Source organism: Pseudomonas sp. Tul2A7 (assembly GCF_054790505.1).
In genome coordinates, this window is the sequence record NZ_CP186499.1 from 1,839,705 (window position 1) to 1,855,541 (window position 15,837).

Consider the following 15,837-nt stretch of genomic DNA (forward strand, 5'->3'; position numbering starts at 1 on the left):
CCTACAATGGGCGCCTGAAGAGAAGGAATTCCATGCTCAATACTCTCGCGGTGGCCAATTACCGTTCGATCAACAAACTGGTGATCCCGCTCGGCCGGCTGAACCTGATCACCGGCCCCAACGGCAGCGGCAAGTCCAATCTCTACCGAGCCTTGCGCCTGTTGGCGGAAACCGCTCAGGGTGGCGTGGTCAATGCGCTGGCCCGTGAGGGTGGGCTGGAGTCGACCTTCTGGGCCGGGCCGGAAACCATCAGCCGGCGTATGCGCAACGGCGAAGTGCCCATTCAGTCGACGGTGCGTCAGGCTGTGAAGCGACTGCGCCTGGGGTTCGCCGGGGAAGATTTCAGTTATTCGATCAGCCTCGGGCTGCCCGATTCCAACGGGCACTTCATGCTGCCCGAACATTCACGGCCGATCCCCTCGCGCTTCAGCCTCGACCCGCAGATCAAGCGCGAATGCATCTGGGCCGGCGCGCTTTATCGTCCCGCCAGCCTGCTGGTGGATCGTGACGGCCCAATGATCCGCGCACGCAACGAGCGCCAATGGGATGTGCTGGCGCAGCACACGCCGAACTTTGACAGCCTGTTCGATCAGGTCGGCAGCCTGCGCAACTCACCGGAAGTGTTCCAGATGCGCGAGTTCATTCGCCGCTGGCGCTTTTACGATCACTTTCGCAGCGATGCCGATGCACCGGTGCGCCAACCGCAATTGGGCACGCGCACGCCAGTGCTGCATCACGATGGGCGTGATCTGGCGGCGGCGTTGCAGACCATCATCGAAATTGGTGATGGGGATGCGATGCGCGCAGCGATTACCGATGCGTTTCCTGGCGCGCGGGTGCATATCGAAGCGCAGGCCGGCGGACGGTTTGCAGTCGAGTTTTATCAGGAAGGTTTGTTGCGGCCATTGTCGGCGGCGGAGTTGTCGGACGGGACGTTGCGCTATCTGCTGCTCGTCGCGGCATTACTGACGCCACGGCCACCGTCATTGATGGTACTGAACGAACCGGAAACCAGTTTGCACCCGGATCTGTTGCCAGCGTTGGCGCGGTTGATTATCCGTGCTTCGGAGCAGTGTCAGGTGTGGGTGGTGTCGCATGCGCGGCGGTTGATTTCGGCGTTGCAGGAAGACCCGGAATGCAATTGCATTGTTCTGGAGAAGACACTGGGGCAGACCGGGATTGTCGGGCAGCGGATGCTGGATGAGCCGGCGTGGCATTGGCCGGATTGAGTGATTCAGGCAAAAGCCCCTCACCCTAGCCCTCTCCCAGGGGGAGAGGGGACTGACCGAGTTGTTCTTTCGAGTTACGCCGACATGAAAGTCTCGAGTTGAACTCAGGTTTTGAAAAGCCCAGAGATCGGCTCCCTCTCTACGGGGAGAGGGGCCTGACCGCAGATGTTCGGGAATTACGCCGACCTGAAAATGCTTTGTGAATCCATAATCGACTCGGTTTTTCAGGTCGATGTATGACGCAGGACACCTCGGTCGGCTCCCTCTCCTTCGGGAGAGGGCTGGGGTGAGGGGCAGGCCTCACCACCGATTCAACAGACAATCACCCCTGCCACTTGCCACCCTCGACAATCACGCTCTCAGGCTTGGTGTCATCGCTCAGCTCTTTACGCACATATTGGTCATACAGCTTGAGCAAATACTTCTCCTCACCCAACTTGCTCAGCTCGGTATTCACCCAGTCACGCAGCTCGATATTGCCCTTCTTCACCGCCGGCGCAATCGGCGCTTCGGCACCGAGCTTTTCATCCAGCACGCGATAGCCCGGGTTCTGCTTGGCCCAGCTGAACAGCACCAGGTTGTCCTGCGCATAGGCGTCGCCACGGCCATTGGCCAAGGCTTGCAGCGATTCGGAGTTTTTCTCGAACTTGAGCAGTTTCCAGTCCGGATGATTCTTGGTCAGCCAGATATCCGCAGTGGTACCGGTGGTGACGATAGTGGTGCGGGTCGCCAGATCATCAAGGTTTTTCACTGAGCTGCTTTGCGGCACCAGCGCCTGCACCGCAACCTTGAGGTTCGGATTGGTGAATTCCACCGCCTCCTTGCGCTCCGGGGTGACGGTCATGTTGGCGAGGATCAGGTCGACCTTGTCACTTTGCAGGAACGGAATGCGGCTTGCCGGCTCCACCGCGACGAACTCGACCTTGTTTTCGTCGCCGAGCAGATCCTTGGCAAAGCGCCGGCCAATATCAGTGTCGAAACCTACGTAACGCCCGGCCTCATCGACAAAACCGAACGGCGGTTTATCGGTAAATACGCCGACGATCAACTTGTCGCGAGCCTTGATCTTGTCCAGGTAACCAGCCGGCGCAGCGCTTTCGCTGGCGACTTTCGGCTTTGGCGGTTCTTCGGTTTTGCTGCAACCGGCGAGCAAGGCGAGGCTGAGCAGGGGCAGTAAAAAAGCGGCAGTTTTCATAACAGTTCCAGTTCCTTTGTCGGATTCGTTTTTGGCAGTGTTGCAACGAAGGAGAACTTCTCCAGAAACTGCTGCGCGCGTGCGGTTTGCGGGTTCGTAAAGAAAATCTCGGGCGGGTTCTGCTCAAGGATGCGCCCGGCATCCATGAACACGATGCGGTCGGCCACCGCGCGGGCGAAGGCCATTTCATGGGTGACGATCAGCAGGGTCATGCCTTCGCGGGCCAGGCCCTGAATGACCTGCAGCACTTCCTTGACCATTTCCGGGTCGAGGGCGGCGGTGACTTCGTCGAAGAGCATGACCCGTGGGTTCATGCACAGCGAACGGACGATGGCGATGCGTTGCTGCTGACCGCCGGAGAGCTGACGCGGGAAGGCGTCGCGCTTGTCGGCCAAGCCAACGCGTTCGAGCAGCGCCTCAGCTTGTTGCTGAGCTTCGCGACGCTGGCGCTTCTGCACTTTGAGCGGGCCGAGCAGCAGGTTGTCGAGCACGCTCATGTGCGGAAACAGGTGATAACTCTGGAAGACCATACCGATCTGCTGACGGATCTCGCGCCAGTCGGTGGCCCTGTCCAGCAGCTCACGGCCGAGAAATTTCAGGCTGCCGCTGTGGGCTTCTTCCAGGCCGTTGAGGCAACGCAACAAGGTGCTTTTGCCGCACCCGCTGGGGCCGAGGATGACGATCACTTCGCCGCTCTGCACCTGCAGATTGATGCCGTTAAGCACCTGCTGATCACCATAGAATTTGTTGAAACCGTGAAACTCGATCAATGCGCTCATGCTTGCGTCCAGCGCCGCTCCAGCACGCGCGAGGCGGCCGACAGCGGGTAGCAGATGAAAAAGAAAAACAGGAACAGCACGCCGTAGATCAGCACCGATTCGTAAGTGCGCTCGATGATCTGCTGGCCGACCTTGATCACGTCGACCACACCGATCAGCACCGCCAGCGAACTGGTCTTGATGATCCGCGTGTAGACGTTGATGGTCGGTGGCGTCATGCGCTTCAGCGCTTGTGGCAGCAGCACGTAGCCGTAGAGTTGCGCGGCGTTCAGACCGATCGACAGCCCCGCTTCACGCTGTCCGCGCGGCAACGAATGCAAAGCACCACGCGCCACTTCGCCCACCTCGCTGGCGCCCCACAGCGACAGCACCAGCACCGCGCACCAGAAACTCGGCAGGCTCAGGCCGAAGAAAATCGGCAGACCGAAGAACAACAGATACAACCAGACCAGCACCGGAATTGCCCGGAACAGCTCCAGATAGACCCGCAAAATCGCATTCAGCCATGTCACGTTGAGCGTGCGCAACACGCCGTAAAGCACGCCGCCGACAGTGCTGATGGCGATGCTCAGAAACGAGATCGACAACGTTTGTCCGGCGCCCTTGGCCAATTGCGGCAACGACACCCAGAGCAACTCAAGACCCGAACTGGCCATGCTGGAGCCTCCTTTCCAGACGGCTGAGCAATAGCGACAGCGGCAAGAACAGCAGCACGCAGATCAGCGTCAGCACGGCGAGCATTTCGTAGGTTTTGTAATAGAGCGCGATGTAGCTCTTGGTGGTGTAGAGAATTTCCGGCACCGCCACCGCCGAGACCACGGTGGTTTCCTTGAGCAGGAAAATGAAATTGGCGAACAGCGACGGCAGACTGAGAATCCCCGCTTGCGGCAGGATCACGTAGCGCAGCAATTGGCCGTGGGACAGGCCGATGGAACGCCCCGATTCCAGTTGCGCCTGCGGCACCGCATCGACGCCGGCACGCAGCACTTCGGTGAGGTAAGCGCCACCGAGAAAGGTCATGGTGATAATCGCGGCGGTGAAACCGGAAACCTGGACCCCCACTGCCGGCAAGGCGAAGTAGACGAAAAACAACTGGATCAGCAGCGGCGTGTTGCGCGCCAATTCCACGTAGAGGCCGACGAGTTTTTGCAGGTACGGCGTGCGGAACACCAGAATCGTCGCGTTGAGCAACGCCACCAACAGCGAGGTGCCGATGGCGATGAATCCGACCTGCAGCGTCACGCCCACGGCTTTGAGAAATGCCGGCAGGGTGCTGAGGATAAAAGCGTAATCGAAGGTCATGACGCGTCCTGGACATCGCTCGGTAAGCGACGGTGGTGCAGTCCATGGACAGCGGATGGCTGTCCGGCAAGCACCGACTTTATAGGTATAAAAACAAGAATTTAAATACCGTTAAAGCATATTGATATCACCCAAAAAACTATCCTGTGGGTTTGCCGGGAAGGAATAAGAAGGCTATTTTCCTTTGCGCTGTAGGAAGGATCTTTTTTTCACGAAAGCCCTCCAAGGATGAACAGCTTTTGGCCAGACTCCCCCGGCCAATTACATAACAAGGAAGAGAACATGGACGTAAAAGTGCCTCAGCGACTGGATCCGCAGGAAATTTTGAAATTGTTGGTGGCGTTGAGGCGGGCGTTGAAGGCTCAGGTTGCCTGAAGCCTGTACCGATCGTTCCCACGCTCCGCGTCCCTGCCAAAAGCGGACGCGGAGCGTCCATTGAGGCATTCCCACGCAGAGCGTGGGAACGATCAAAATCACCGGCCGAAAAATTGCGTACATACAAAAACGCCGATGACCATCGCTGGCCATCGGCGTTTTCACACCTTGAAGGGGGTGGTTCCAGCGTCAGATCAGAACGCCGGCAGTACCGCGCCGTTGTACTTCTTCTCGATGAACGCTTTGACTTCCGGGCTGGTCAGGGCTTTGGCCAGCTTCTGGATCGCGTCGCTGTTCTTGTTGTCCTCACGGGCCACCAGGAAGTTCACGTACGGCGAGTCAGCGCCTTCAATCACCAGCGCATCTTTCTGCGGGTTCAACTTGGCTTCCAAAGCGTAGTTGGTGTTGATCATGTCCAGATCAACTTCCTTCAGAACGCGTGGCAGCAGGGCCGATTCCAATTCCTTGAACTTGAAGTTGTGCGGGTTCTTGGCGATGTCTTTTGGCGTTGCCAGAGCGTTTTTCGGGTCTTTCAGCTCGATCAGGCCAGCCTTCTGCAGCAGGATCAGGGCACGGCCGCTGTTGCTGCCTTCGTTCGGGATGGCGATGGTCGCGCCGTCCGGCAGTTCAGCCAGGGTTTTGTACTTGCTCGAGTAGCCACCGAACGGTTCAACGTGCACGCCCTGCACGGTCACCAGGTACTTGGACTTGTCGTCCTTGTATTTGCCCTGGTTGAAGCTGTTCAGGTACGGCAGGGTCTGGAAGTAGTTGGCGTCCAGACGCTTCTCGCCAACCTGTACGTTCGGCTGAACGTAATCGGTGAAAACTTTGATTTCCAGATCCACGCCTTCTTTAGCCAGGGTCGGTTTGATCAGCTCAAGGATTTCAGCGTGCGGCACCGGGGTCGCAGCAACCACCAGTTTCTCGCCGGCATTGGCCAGGGAAGCAGTCAGAGCAGCCGCCAATGCGGTAAACAACAGAACCTTTTTCATGCAGTGTCCTTATCGAAAATCACGGTCGTCATCGACGACGGCATTAATACGTGTGCCAGTGAAGTGATATCGCTGGCGTGGGTCGGACAATACCGGGATTTTTTATTCCCGGACAATAACGTTTATTCAGCTTCATATTCCATTTTGTTCATGTTGAACGAAACGGTTACAACGCCTCCCCCAAACGAATCAGCAAATCTTTCAATGCCTTACGCTCATCGACGCTGCCGCCGATGTTGATTTGTGCAACCAGCCGTTCGATCTGAAGCTGCGGCACAGACACCTCGGGGAGATTCAGGTGCTCCGGCAGAATCTCGTCGCCGGTACTCACCAGCAAGGCAAAGTGAATGACGTTTTCCAGCTCGCGGGTGTTGCCCGGCCAACTGTGTTGTTCGAGCACGTGTTGCGCTGCTTCACTGATCAGCGGCACAGGCAGGTCGAGGCGCTGGCTATAGATGCCAAGGAAATACTCGGCCAACGAGAGGATATCGCCGATACGCGCGCGCAACGCCGGCAACTCGAGATGACCTTCGCTGAGGTAGTGATAAAGCCGCTCGTGGAATTTCCCGGCGTCCACTGCTTGCGCCAGATCGATGCTGGTCGCGGCCACCAGACGTACATCCACCGGGCTTGGCTGATGCGCACCGACCCGGGTGACTTCGTGGTTCTCCAGCGCGGCGAGCAGTTTGATCTGGATCGGCAGCGGCAAGTCGCCGATTTCATCCAGATACAAGGTGCCGCCATTGGCCGAACCGAACCATCCGGCACGGCTGCTGGCCGAGCCGCTGTAACTGCCGGCGGCGTAACCGAACAGTTCGGCATCGGCGTAGGTCGGGCTGATCGCCCCGCAATTGACCGAAACGAACAGACCGCTGCGATCACTGGCGCGATGGATATGCCGAGCGAGCAATTCTTTACCCGTACCGGTCTCGCCACGGATCAATACCGAGGTCGAGCGCGGCGCCAATTGCTCCAGCTCTTCACGCAGTTGACGCGAGCGCGGATCGACAAACACCAATGCCTTGGCGCGAATGCTCAGGGGGCTTTTTTCCGCGTCAGGAAAGGTCAGCAACGGCTGACCGAAGGTTTCGAAACTCATGGCAGACTCCCGCCCAAAACCGCCGGCAGACGGGGGCGTTGAAAGATAAAAAATCAGGCGCGGCGGCGGGCGTGGTGTTCCATACGGTTTTGCAGGCGATAGAGATAAGCAAAACCCTGCTCCCAACGCTGATGCCCGGACTTGACGTTGATGTGTCCGGCACCGGCGAGAATCCCCGCCTCGGCGCCCCAGTTGCGCGCCAACTCCAGCGCGCGCGGCGCACTGACGGCGGCGTCGTTGTCGGAGCTGACCACCTGGCTTGGGAACGGCAGCAGATCAGTCGGAATCGGTGCGAAGTTACGCAGCGCCGGCGCGCAGGCCGGGCGCTCGACATCGGCTGGCGCGACCAGCAAGGCGCCGCGTACTTGACGCAGGTATTGCAACGGCGCCGTGGCCGCCCAGTGGGCAACGGTGATGCAGCCGAGGCTATGGGCGATAAGGATCACTGGCGTGCTGTCGGCGGTGATCGCCTCGGCCAATGCCGCCACCCAGTCTTCACGACGCGGCGTCAGCCAATCGGCCTGCTCGACCCGCGCACTGTTTGGCAGGCTGTTCTGCCAGTGGCTTTGCCAATGATCTTCTGGCGATCCTTGCCAGCCCGGCACAATCAGGTAGCGGATTGATTCGTTGCGCATGGGGAGCTCTCCTGCGTCGTGTCTGTTCCTGAACGAGTATAGGGAGGGGATTTATATTCGTTAAGGAATAAGAAGCTATTTATTAAGATCTGAAATGAATATGAGATTTGTGCATGGCTTGAAATCTTTTCCCCCTCACCCCAGCCCTCTCCCCCAAGGGGGCGAGGGGGAAAGGGAGCCGATCTATGCGGTTTTCAGATTTGGAGTTCGACTGGATATTTCAGGTCGGCGTAACTCGTAAGAACAACGCGATCAGTCCCCTCTCCCTCTGGAAGAGGGCTAGGGTGAGGGGCTTTGCTTCTAATGCCAGAAATAAAAAAAGGGCCGCACCCTGCCAAGGAGACGGCCCCGGAAAAACGTTGAATCTGTTACCGCGCAGTAATCACCGACAACTTGGTAATCCCCGCTCGTTCAATCGAAGCCATCGCCCGCGCCACTTCGCCGTAGTTCACCCCGTCATCGGCCTGCAACTGCACGCGCACTTCCGGGTCCTTGGCCTTGGCCGACTTGAGGTTGAATTCCAGCAAGTCCGCTTGAATCTCATCCTTGTTGATAAACAGTTTGCCCGCGCCATCGATGCTCACCACCAGCGGGTCCTTCTGCTCGACCGGCGCCACCGCTTCGGTCTTCGGCAGGTTGATCGGGATCGCATTGGTCAGCAGCGGCGCGGTGACGATAAACACCACCAGCAGCACCAGCATCACGTCCACCAGCGGCGTCACGTTGATCTCGCTGAGTACCTCATCACTGTCTTGCGTGGAGAAGGCCATATCAGGACGCCTCCTTCACTTTTGCTGCGTTGCCCGGCGCGGCGATCTTGTGCGCGGTCGGGTGGATCAACACGCGGAACGCACTCTTCTGCGCCAGGCTGTAGAAGTCGTGGGCGAAATCATCGAGATCCGCCGCCGTCAGTTTCAACCGACGCAAAAAGTAGTTGTAAACCAGCACGGCCGGCACCGCGACGGCGATCCCCACACCCGTGGCGACCAGTGCCGCACCGATCGGCCCGGCCACCGTTTCCAGGCTCGCCGAACCGGCCGCGCTGATGCCTTTCAACGCTTCCATGATTCCCCACACCGTGCCGAACAAACCAATGAACGGCGACGTACTGCCAATACTGGCGACCACTGCCAGGCCTGTTTCCAGCGAACGGCGTTCGCGGACAATTTGCTGACGCAAGGCGCGCTCCAGTCGATCCTGATGGTTGATCGCCTGGCTCAAATCATTGGCCTGTGGCGCCTCACCCACTTGAATCGCTGCGTAACCGGCCTGCGCTACTCGTGCGGCGGCGCCGGGTTGGGTTTCGCTCAATTCAGCAGCGGAGTCGAGACTCGACGCCGCCCAGAAACGTTTATGAAAACGCCGATCCTGCGCCTTCAGACGCCCGAACTGCACAGCCTTGAGCAATGCCAGGCCCCAGGTGGCGACGGAAAAAACCACCAGCAGCCAGATCACCGCGCTTTCGATGGATTCCAGTGGAGATGCCAGTAACGTCATGATGTATTCCTCGTGTAAACGTTTCGCGCGAATTTGGTTTCGGTTTAATGAATCTTGAAATCGATGGGCACGCTGACCCAGCCGTCCTGGGCGACATCACCCTGCTTGGCCGGCACGAAACTCCAACGCTTCACGGCATTCAGCGCCGCGTCGTCGAGCTGTTGCCGGCCGCTGCTTTTAGCTATCTGGATCTCACCCGGTTTGCCGCTGGCCAACACATGCACGCGCAGCAACACCGTGCCTTCCCAACCGCGACGCTGAGCCAGCGACGGATATTCCGGTGCCGGGTTTTTCAGGTACGCAGCATTCGCTGATGCCGGGGTTACCGGTGCCGGCGCGGGGGGAGCAGGTGGCGCTGGCGCTGCAACCGGAGCGGCCGGTTGTGGCGGCGCCGGTGGTTGCTCGACCGCTTTCGGCGCTGGTTTGGGCGCCTGTTTAACCACCGGTTTGGGTTTCGGAACCGGTTTGGGCGGCGGCGGTTTTACCGCCAGCTCGTCTTCCACGGGTGGTGGCGGCTCAACCACAGGCGCGGGCGGCGGTGGCTCGACAACCGGTGGCGCTGGCGGTGCCGGGCGCGAGAACTCGATGGTCATCGGCGGAATTTCCGGCGGCACGATCGGCAGCACCGGCGTCGGCTTCTGGCTGATCCAATAGATCACCGCGCCATGCACCACCAGCGCAAGCACGCCGAGCAGAATAGTTTCGCGCCGACTCAGAATGCCCTTGGGTGCACGCTGCAACCGCAACTGCCCCAGCGGCACACGATGCGGCCGGCCGAGATCGACCAATTCGCCACCCGGCGTCTGACGCCACAGCAATTCCTCTGCGCTGGCGGCGGTCTGGACATTGCCCATTGATTCACTCCCTGCGGTCTTTTTGCGTTCTCTACAAAAACTGCCGATCGACCGTTTGTTGAATCCCCCACGGCGTATCGATGGGTGAATCATTGGGCTTGACGCTTATCTCCGAAAGTAATCTTTAACGTTATGCATAGGTCTTTATGGAATATATAAATTGATCAATTCTGCCAAAGCCACGCGCCACGCGGGCTGCAGCGATGCGTGAAATAGCGCATGCTTTTCAGGCATTGAAAGTATTCATTCAACGCATCGAATTTGGCTGACCCGGTTTTGCTGGACAACTAATACCAACTAGATAGTTGATTATTATCTTTCCAAAAAAACAAACAAAAAGGCCGGCACACTGTCGTGTGCCGGCCTTTTTGTTTAATCAGCTTTTATTGTTTGACGAACTCTCCTGCCACGCCAACAACATCCCCATCGAAGTTGGTGCGCGAGCCAACCGCACGAACTTTCGAGTAATTGTGATCTGGCGAGAACAGTGTCCAGGACTGATAGCCAGTGCCATCATTCAGAGCCGTGAACGTGATGATCGTAGGCTGCCCGGTGCTGTTCTGGAAATGGTAGTGGCCGTAAGCAATGTCATAATTCACGCCGTTCTGGCTGAATTTACCGCTGAAGGTGCCGTTGGAATCGTTGCCATCGGTAATCGTCAGTTTGGCGCCAGCGTTAGCGTTTACATAATTGCCATTAATGCTCGACATAACGAGATTTCCTTTATCGTTGGATAAGTGTCTTCCGATGAGAGCAAGTTTCCTCCTGGAAACTCACGACAGTCAGGATGGTTGGACATTCAACTATTGTCCACGCCACTGACTAACGAAATTGCAATAAGCACCATTCAACTCGCGCATAACTTATCGCCGTTTATTTGAACATTAATACCAATTCAACTAACGACTGGCATTGGTTTGCTGCACACCGACAACCGGTGCATTAACCGCTGTCTCGGAGCGTGGCGTACCCGTTGGCACCCAGTCATAACTCACAGGCAGTGCCCGATACACCCAGTTGCTGATCGCGTCGCTGCCCGGCGCCTTGCCGAGATAGGGGCTGACGTATTCCCAGACGTTTTCACCGCTGGCTGTCACTTGGAAAAACCGTCCATTCATGCCTTCGTCGATCAACGTGTTGCCATTGGGCAAGCGTCGCGCACTGCTGATAAACGAGCTGTAGAACGCCCACCCCGGTTGCTTCGAATTGGCTGCGCTGTACTGCCAGACGATCTCGCTTTTCACCGGGTCGATTTCCAATACCCGCGAGCCGGAAATCAGCCCGAGGGTGACGTTCGGATAACCCGCCGATCCCTGGTTATCGAACACCAGCAAGTTACCGGCTCCTGGCAATCCTGCCGGAATGATGTGCGCATCATGCTGACCGACAAACTGATCCACCGGACGCGGCAATTTCTGCGCGGTTTTCGGGTTGATCAGCGGCAAATTCGGGCCAAGACGCCAGACCACTTTGCCGCTGTTTTTATCGATGATCGCGATGAAGTTGGCGTTGCGTGAATCGATCAACAGGTTGTCCGGATTGAAGCGCTTGTCACCGGCATCAAACCACTTGTTCGGCCCGACCAGGGTGAGGTTGTTGATGTGCAGGTAATCCGGATTTTCAGTGGCGCGTACCAGTTTCAATTGTTCGGTGGTGAAGCCAAATTCATTGAGATGTTCCGAGGCCAGCCACTGCCATTTCACCGCGCCTTCGGGGCTGACTTCATAGATCGCATCGTCGATCACCTCGGGCACTTTGAAGCCTTTGACCTTGTGCACCTTGTTCGCCAGCACCACGGTGTTGCCGTTGCTCAAACGGCGCTGATCATGGTGCTGTTGTGCCGCGGCACCGGGCGCCTTGTCGCCCCACTGCCAGACGACTTTGCCGCTCCAGTCCAGCTCACCGATGCTCTGATTGCCCAGACCATTGCCGGCCGAACCGAGTTTGCCGGGATCCTTTTCACTCAATTGCAGCAGCACATGGCCGCGCTCGCCGCCGACCAGTTTTGGATCGATGATCGCTGACGGGAAACCTGCCTGTGGCCAGGTTTTCACCTCGTTGCCGTTCATGTCGATCAGGTGCGTCTGTTTGTCCGCACCGCTGAAAATAACGTACTGGTTGAACGCCTTGGTCGGGTCGTAACGAGTAACACCCGTCGGGTAAACACTCGGCGCAGCGAAGGCACCGGCACTGAGCACTGCGCCGGACAGCAACACCGGCAAAGCGGTTTTGATACGCAACATGATGCAGCTCCTTGAGTGACGAATCAGAAGTCGTAGCGACCGGTGACACCGAGGGTGCGCGGTGTGCCGAGCAGGCCTTCATAGCCGCCGTTGCCGCCCGTCCACAGGGTCGTGTAATAGGTTTTGTCGAAGGCGTTTTTCAACCACAGCGACACGTCCCACTGACCTTGGTTGAAGTCGCCGCGCAGGCCGGTGGAAAAGTTGACCACGGCGTAACTCGGGATCTGGCCGTAGTCGGAATCCTCGACCGTACCGACGGCTTTCGAACGGAATGCATAGCTCGCGGTGACGTAAGGTTCAAAGCCGTTATCCAGATTCCATTTGTATTCGCCGTTGGCGTTACCGATCCATTTCGAGGCGCCGACCACTTGATGCCCGCTGAGATCGCAGGAGGCTGGAGCGCCCGGCGCCTGGCTGACTTCCGGCGGGCACGGGGCATCTTTGTACGAGAGGTAGCTGACGTCGTTGTAGGAGCCGTTGATGTTCAGGGTCAGGCCGCGCAGCGGGATCACCGTGCTTTCGAACTCGACCCCGCGCGAACGCACGGAGCCGGCGTTGGTCAGGTACTGCACGCGATTTTCCGCGTCGTAGGCATTGGTCTGGTAAGCGTTGACCTGGGTCCAGAAGACGTTGGCGTTGAGCTGCAGACGGTGGTCCCACAGCGTGCTCTTGAAGCCGAGTTCGGCGTTGTTCGCACGTTCGGTGCCGATCAGCAGCGAATCGGCGCCGGCCACCGGAGCGGAACCGACGGCGAGGTTGACCCCGCCGGATTTCTCGCCGTGGGATAACGTGGCGTAGCCGAGCACATCGTCGGTGATCCGGTAGCTGAGGTTGAGCAGCCCGGACGGACTGGAGCTGTACTGATTCAAGTCGCCGGAATCGTAAGCGCCGGCACGACCGCGTCGCGCGGTGGCCGCCGCCCCCGTGACCGCCGCACCGCCGACCGGGGCATTGCGCGTGACCCAAGCGGATTTTTCTTCATACGTGCCACGCACCCCGGCGGTGAAGTCCAGTCGCTCGGTGAGGTGCCAGGTGCCTTGGGCGAACAGCGCAAAACTGTCGGTCTTGATATGGCCGTTGCCGACGCTGGTGACATTAGCCAGCGCGCCCGCTGGGGTGCCATTCCAGATATCGGCTTGCGGGCCGTAATAGGCGAAGGATTTATTGTCCAGATCCGAACCGAAGTAGTAGGCGCCGACGACGTAATCGAAGAACTCACCCTTGGGCGAGGCCAAGCGAAATTCCTGCGAGTACTGTTTCTCTTCCACCGACACCCCGGCGTTATAACTCGCTGGCACGTTGAGACCGTCGTCGTTGCGCGGGGTGAAATTCCAGAAGCGATAGGAGCTGATCGAGGTCAGTGTGAAGTCGCTCGGCAGCGTCCAGTTGGCCTCCACCGACGTGCCGCCCTGATGCACGGTGACATGCTGGTCGTTGTCCAGATTGACCTTGCGGTGCGAGCCGTTGACCAGTGTTGCGCCGGCTGCGTTGGCCCGCGATTGGTACAGGTTGACGCCGTTGATGGTCGGCCCGGTGTTGTACAACACGCGGGTGCCGGCGCTGGAATCCTCTTCGTTGTAATCGCCGATCCAGCGCAGGTTGAAATCTTCATTGGGCTTGAACAGCAGTTGCGCGCGGAAGCCCTCGCGCGAGCCGCCATTCAAATCATGGCCGTCGTATTCGTTTTTGATGTCGCCGTCACTGCGCGTGCGGTAGGCCGAAAAGCGCCCGGCCAGTTGATCGTTGAGCGGCCCGGAAATCGTGCCCTTGGTCTGGAAATAACCGTCCTCGCCGACCGAGGTTTCGATGCTGCGCTCAGGCGTGAAGGTTGGCGCGCGGGTGCTGATGTTGATCACTCCGGCGGTGGTGTTTTTGCCGAACAGCGTGCCCTGCGGCCCCCGCAAGACTTCGAGCTGTTCGATGTCCATCAAGTCAAACACCGCCATCCCCGGGCGGCCCAGATAGACGTTATCGATGTACAAGCCGACGCTGCCTTCCAGGCCATCGCTGGCCGGGTTATTACCCAGACCGCGGATCGAAACGCTGGACTGGCGTGCGTGCATGTAGGCGACGTTGACGCTGGGCACCAATTGCTGCAAATCCTGAATCCGGTAAACCCGCTGCGTCTCCAGATTCTGCCCGCTGACCACGCTCATTGGCGTCGGTACGTCCTGCGAACTTTCCTCGCGACGGCGGGTGGTGACGGTCACGGTTTCCAGTTGCGAACTGTTGGCGGCAGGCTTGCCGGCCGGCACTGGCGCCGGGGTTTCAGCATCGGCGGCGTAGCCGTGAGTCCAGCTCGCGCTCCCTGCCAGCAACAGGGCCAGAGGCAGGCGTTTGAGCCGTCGTGGCGTTAAGGGTGACGCAAGGTTCAACGGACTCATGGCGCGGCTCCTGGTCAAAAAACACACAGACATCTTCAGCGCTGCATATTCTTTTAAGTTATTTATTTATGGATTTACAAATATTTACTGCATAAGAGATTGCCTTTATAAGGAGTCGACCTAATGCATATCCAATGCATTTCCCGGATATTTTTTATGTGAAAAATGCATATCGACTTGCGCCAACTTCGTCACTTCATCGCCTTGGCTGAACAACGCAGCTTCGTCGCCGGCGCGCAGGCGGTGAACCTGTCGCAGTCGGCGTTCAGCCGCAGCATTCAGGCGCTGGAACACAGCGTCGGCTGCCAGTTGGTCGATCGCGGGCGCAAGGAATTACCGCCGACCAAACAGGGCCAGGTCCTGCTTGAGCACGCGCGGCGACTGGTCAGTGGCGCGCAGCAGATGGCCAACGAGATCAGCCAGTTCAATGGCCTGGAGGCTGGGGAATTGCGCTTCGGTTGTGGGCCGGCACCGGCGGCGGGTTTGATCCCTCGGGCGATTGGCAGCTTCATCGGGCGCTACCCGAAAGCGCGGGTGCAGTTTCAGGTCGATGACTGGCAGAGCCTGAGCAAGCGACTGATGAGCGAGGAGTTCGAGTTCTTCGTCGCGGATACACGTTACTTCGAGGCGGATCCGGATTATCTGACGCATCGGTTGCGGCCGCGTAAGTGGCATTTCTGTTGCCGCGCAGGGCATCCGCTGGCGGCTTTCGACAAGGTCAGCGCCGAGCAGTTGATGAGCTATCCGCTGGCGGTGAGTATTCGGCCGCCAAACTTGCGCAAGGTCATCGTTGACCTCAGTGGTCGGCCGGACTTCACCCCGAATGTGGAATGTGAAAACAGCTCGAGTCTGCTCAGTGTGGTGCTGCGCTCGGATGCGATCGGGATTATCGGGGCGTATTCCGATGCGCTGCATCAGGCCAAGGGTGAGCTGGTGTGTTTGCGCATTGAAGGGTTGGCCGATGATCTTGAGGAGCTGTACACCCGCTATGGGATTGTCAGTCGTGCGGGGTATCGATTGTCGCCGTTGGCCGAGGCGATGATTGAGCAGATCAAGGCGATTGATGCGGTGGATGAGGAAGTCTGTTCACTGGAGAATTTTGCTGTCTGACAGGACGCTTTCGCGAGCAGGCTCGCTCCCACAGGGTTAGTGGCGATCACACATGCTGCATTCACCACAATCCATTGTGGGAGCGAGCCTGCTCGCGAAGAGGCCAGCACAGGCAACGATGCATTTCCTGCATAAAACCCATT

The 15,837-nt window shown here is 58.4% G+C and carries 15 protein-coding genes; 2 read left to right on the forward strand and 13 right to left on the reverse strand.

Going from position 1 to position 15,837, the window contains the following annotated elements; all coding sequences use genetic code 11:
• The first annotated feature begins 32 nt into the window (after positions 1–32).
• Positions 33–1,229 (forward strand): AAA family ATPase, encoded by a 1,197-nt coding sequence (locus tag ACOYXJ_RS08265; protein WP_460368873.1) that lies wholly within the window; start codon positions 33–35, stop codon positions 1,227–1,229.
• A gap of 322 nt (positions 1,230–1,551) precedes the next feature.
• Here the strand turns inward: ACOYXJ_RS08265 and ACOYXJ_RS08270 are convergent, their stop codons facing one another.
• The 13 genes from ACOYXJ_RS08270 to ACOYXJ_RS08330 all read right to left on the reverse strand — a co-directional run bounded on the left by ACOYXJ_RS08270 (position 1,552) and on the right by ACOYXJ_RS08330 (position 14,584).
• The gene (locus ACOYXJ_RS08270; protein WP_460368875.1) at positions 1,552–2,424 is read right to left on the reverse strand and encodes a transporter substrate-binding domain-containing protein; all 873 of its coding nucleotides are present in this window, start codon (positions 2,422–2,424) and stop codon (positions 1,552–1,554) included.
• Positions 2,421–3,203: an amino acid ABC transporter ATP-binding protein gene (locus ACOYXJ_RS08275; RefSeq protein ID WP_460368877.1), complete on the reverse strand. Its 783-nt coding sequence runs from the start codon at positions 3,201–3,203 to the stop codon at positions 2,421–2,423. The genes ACOYXJ_RS08270 and ACOYXJ_RS08275 overlap by 4 nt, the downstream gene beginning before the upstream one ends.
• The gene (locus tag ACOYXJ_RS08280) at positions 3,200–3,859 is read right to left on the reverse strand and encodes an amino acid ABC transporter permease (RefSeq protein ID WP_460368880.1); all 660 of its coding nucleotides are present in this window, start codon (positions 3,857–3,859) and stop codon (positions 3,200–3,202) included. The genes ACOYXJ_RS08275 and ACOYXJ_RS08280 overlap by 4 nt, the downstream gene beginning before the upstream one ends.
• Positions 3,840–4,505 carry an amino acid ABC transporter permease gene (locus ACOYXJ_RS08285; RefSeq protein ID WP_095113915.1) on the reverse strand — a complete coding sequence of 222 codons (666 nt, stop codon included), beginning with the start codon at positions 4,503–4,505 and terminating at the stop codon, positions 3,840–3,842. The genes ACOYXJ_RS08280 and ACOYXJ_RS08285 overlap by 20 nt, the downstream gene beginning before the upstream one ends.
• 569 nt (positions 4,506–5,074) lie before the next feature.
• Positions 5,075–5,872, reverse strand: coding sequence for a MetQ/NlpA family ABC transporter substrate-binding protein (locus tag ACOYXJ_RS08290; RefSeq protein WP_007918708.1), 798 nt, complete (start codon positions 5,870–5,872; stop codon positions 5,075–5,077).
• Between the two features lie 166 nt (positions 5,873–6,038).
• Complete coding sequence (locus ACOYXJ_RS08295; RefSeq protein ID WP_460368883.1) at positions 6,039–6,971, reverse strand: sigma 54-interacting transcriptional regulator; 933 nt, start codon at positions 6,969–6,971, stop codon at positions 6,039–6,041.
• 53 nt (positions 6,972–7,024) lie between these two features.
• Positions 7,025–7,606 (reverse strand): alpha/beta hydrolase, encoded by a 582-nt coding sequence (locus ACOYXJ_RS08300; RefSeq protein ID WP_122597729.1) that lies wholly within the window; start codon positions 7,604–7,606, stop codon positions 7,025–7,027.
• A 368-nt stretch (positions 7,607–7,974) separates the two neighbouring features.
• On the reverse strand, positions 7,975–8,376 hold the full coding sequence (locus tag ACOYXJ_RS08305) for an ExbD/TolR family protein (protein WP_105708576.1): 402 nt from the start codon (positions 8,374–8,376) through the stop codon (positions 7,975–7,977).
• Between the two features lies 1 nt (position 8,377).
• Positions 8,378–9,103 carry a MotA/TolQ/ExbB proton channel family protein gene (locus ACOYXJ_RS08310; protein ID WP_460368886.1) on the reverse strand — a complete coding sequence of 242 codons (726 nt, stop codon included), beginning with the start codon at positions 9,101–9,103 and terminating at the stop codon, positions 8,378–8,380.
• A 44-nt stretch (positions 9,104–9,147) separates the two neighbouring features.
• The gene (locus ACOYXJ_RS08315) at positions 9,148–9,957 is read right to left on the reverse strand and encodes an energy transducer TonB (protein WP_007919146.1); all 810 of its coding nucleotides are present in this window, start codon (positions 9,955–9,957) and stop codon (positions 9,148–9,150) included.
• Between the two features lie 383 nt (positions 9,958–10,340).
• The gene (locus ACOYXJ_RS08320; protein WP_034151843.1) at positions 10,341–10,667 is read right to left on the reverse strand and encodes a hypothetical protein; all 327 of its coding nucleotides are present in this window, start codon (positions 10,665–10,667) and stop codon (positions 10,341–10,343) included.
• Between the two features lie 189 nt (positions 10,668–10,856).
• On the reverse strand, positions 10,857–12,200 hold the full coding sequence (locus ACOYXJ_RS08325; protein WP_460368888.1) for an aryl-sulfate sulfotransferase: 1,344 nt from the start codon (positions 12,198–12,200) through the stop codon (positions 10,857–10,859).
• A gap of 23 nt (positions 12,201–12,223) precedes the next feature.
• Positions 12,224–14,584, reverse strand: a complete 2,361-nt coding sequence (locus ACOYXJ_RS08330) for a TonB-dependent receptor (protein WP_460368890.1) — start codon at positions 14,582–14,584, stop codon at positions 12,224–12,226.
• A gap of 165 nt (positions 14,585–14,749) precedes the next feature.
• Between ACOYXJ_RS08330 and ACOYXJ_RS08335 the strand changes: the two genes are divergently transcribed.
• On the forward strand, positions 14,750–15,694 hold the full coding sequence (locus tag ACOYXJ_RS08335; protein ID WP_460368892.1) for a LysR family transcriptional regulator: 945 nt from the start codon (positions 14,750–14,752) through the stop codon (positions 15,692–15,694).
• The last annotated feature ends 143 nt before the right edge of the window (positions 15,695–15,837 follow it).

Coding starts and splice junctions, on each gene's coding strand:
- ACOYXJ_RS08265 (WP_460368873.1), top strand. CDS start 33: ATGCTCAATACTCTCGCGGTGGCCAATTACCGTTCGATCAACAAACTG.
- ACOYXJ_RS08270 (WP_460368875.1), bottom strand. CDS start 2,424: ATGAAAACTGCCGCTTTTTTACTGCCCCTGCTCAGCCTCGCCTTGCTC.
- ACOYXJ_RS08275 (WP_460368877.1), bottom strand. CDS start 3,203: ATGAGCGCATTGATCGAGTTTCACGGTTTCAACAAATTCTATGGTGAT.
- ACOYXJ_RS08280 (WP_460368880.1), bottom strand. CDS start 3,859: ATGGCCAGTTCGGGTCTTGAGTTGCTCTGGGTGTCGTTGCCGCAATTG.
- ACOYXJ_RS08285 (WP_095113915.1), bottom strand. CDS start 4,505: ATGACCTTCGATTACGCTTTTATCCTCAGCACCCTGCCGGCATTTCTC.
- ACOYXJ_RS08290 (WP_007918708.1), bottom strand. CDS start 5,872: ATGAAAAAGGTTCTGTTGTTTACCGCATTGGCGGCTGCTCTGACTGCT.
- ACOYXJ_RS08295 (WP_460368883.1), bottom strand. CDS start 6,971: ATGAGTTTCGAAACCTTCGGTCAGCCGTTGCTGACCTTTCCTGACGCG.
- ACOYXJ_RS08300 (WP_122597729.1), bottom strand. CDS start 7,606: ATGCGCAACGAATCAATCCGCTACCTGATTGTGCCGGGCTGGCAAGGA.
- ACOYXJ_RS08305 (WP_105708576.1), bottom strand. CDS start 8,376: ATGGCCTTCTCCACGCAAGACAGTGATGAGGTACTCAGCGAGATCAAC.
- ACOYXJ_RS08310 (WP_460368886.1), bottom strand. CDS start 9,103: ATGACGTTACTGGCATCTCCACTGGAATCCATCGAAAGCGCGGTGATC.
- ACOYXJ_RS08315 (WP_007919146.1), bottom strand. CDS start 9,957: ATGGGCAATGTCCAGACCGCCGCCAGCGCAGAGGAATTGCTGTGGCGT.
- ACOYXJ_RS08320 (WP_034151843.1), bottom strand. CDS start 10,667: ATGTCGAGCATTAATGGCAATTATGTAAACGCTAACGCTGGCGCCAAA.
- ACOYXJ_RS08325 (WP_460368888.1), bottom strand. CDS start 12,200: ATGTTGCGTATCAAAACCGCTTTGCCGGTGTTGCTGTCCGGCGCAGTG.
- ACOYXJ_RS08330 (WP_460368890.1), bottom strand. CDS start 14,584: ATGAGTCCGTTGAACCTTGCGTCACCCTTAACGCCACGACGGCTCAAA.
- ACOYXJ_RS08335 (WP_460368892.1), top strand. CDS start 14,750: ATGCATATCGACTTGCGCCAACTTCGTCACTTCATCGCCTTGGCTGAA.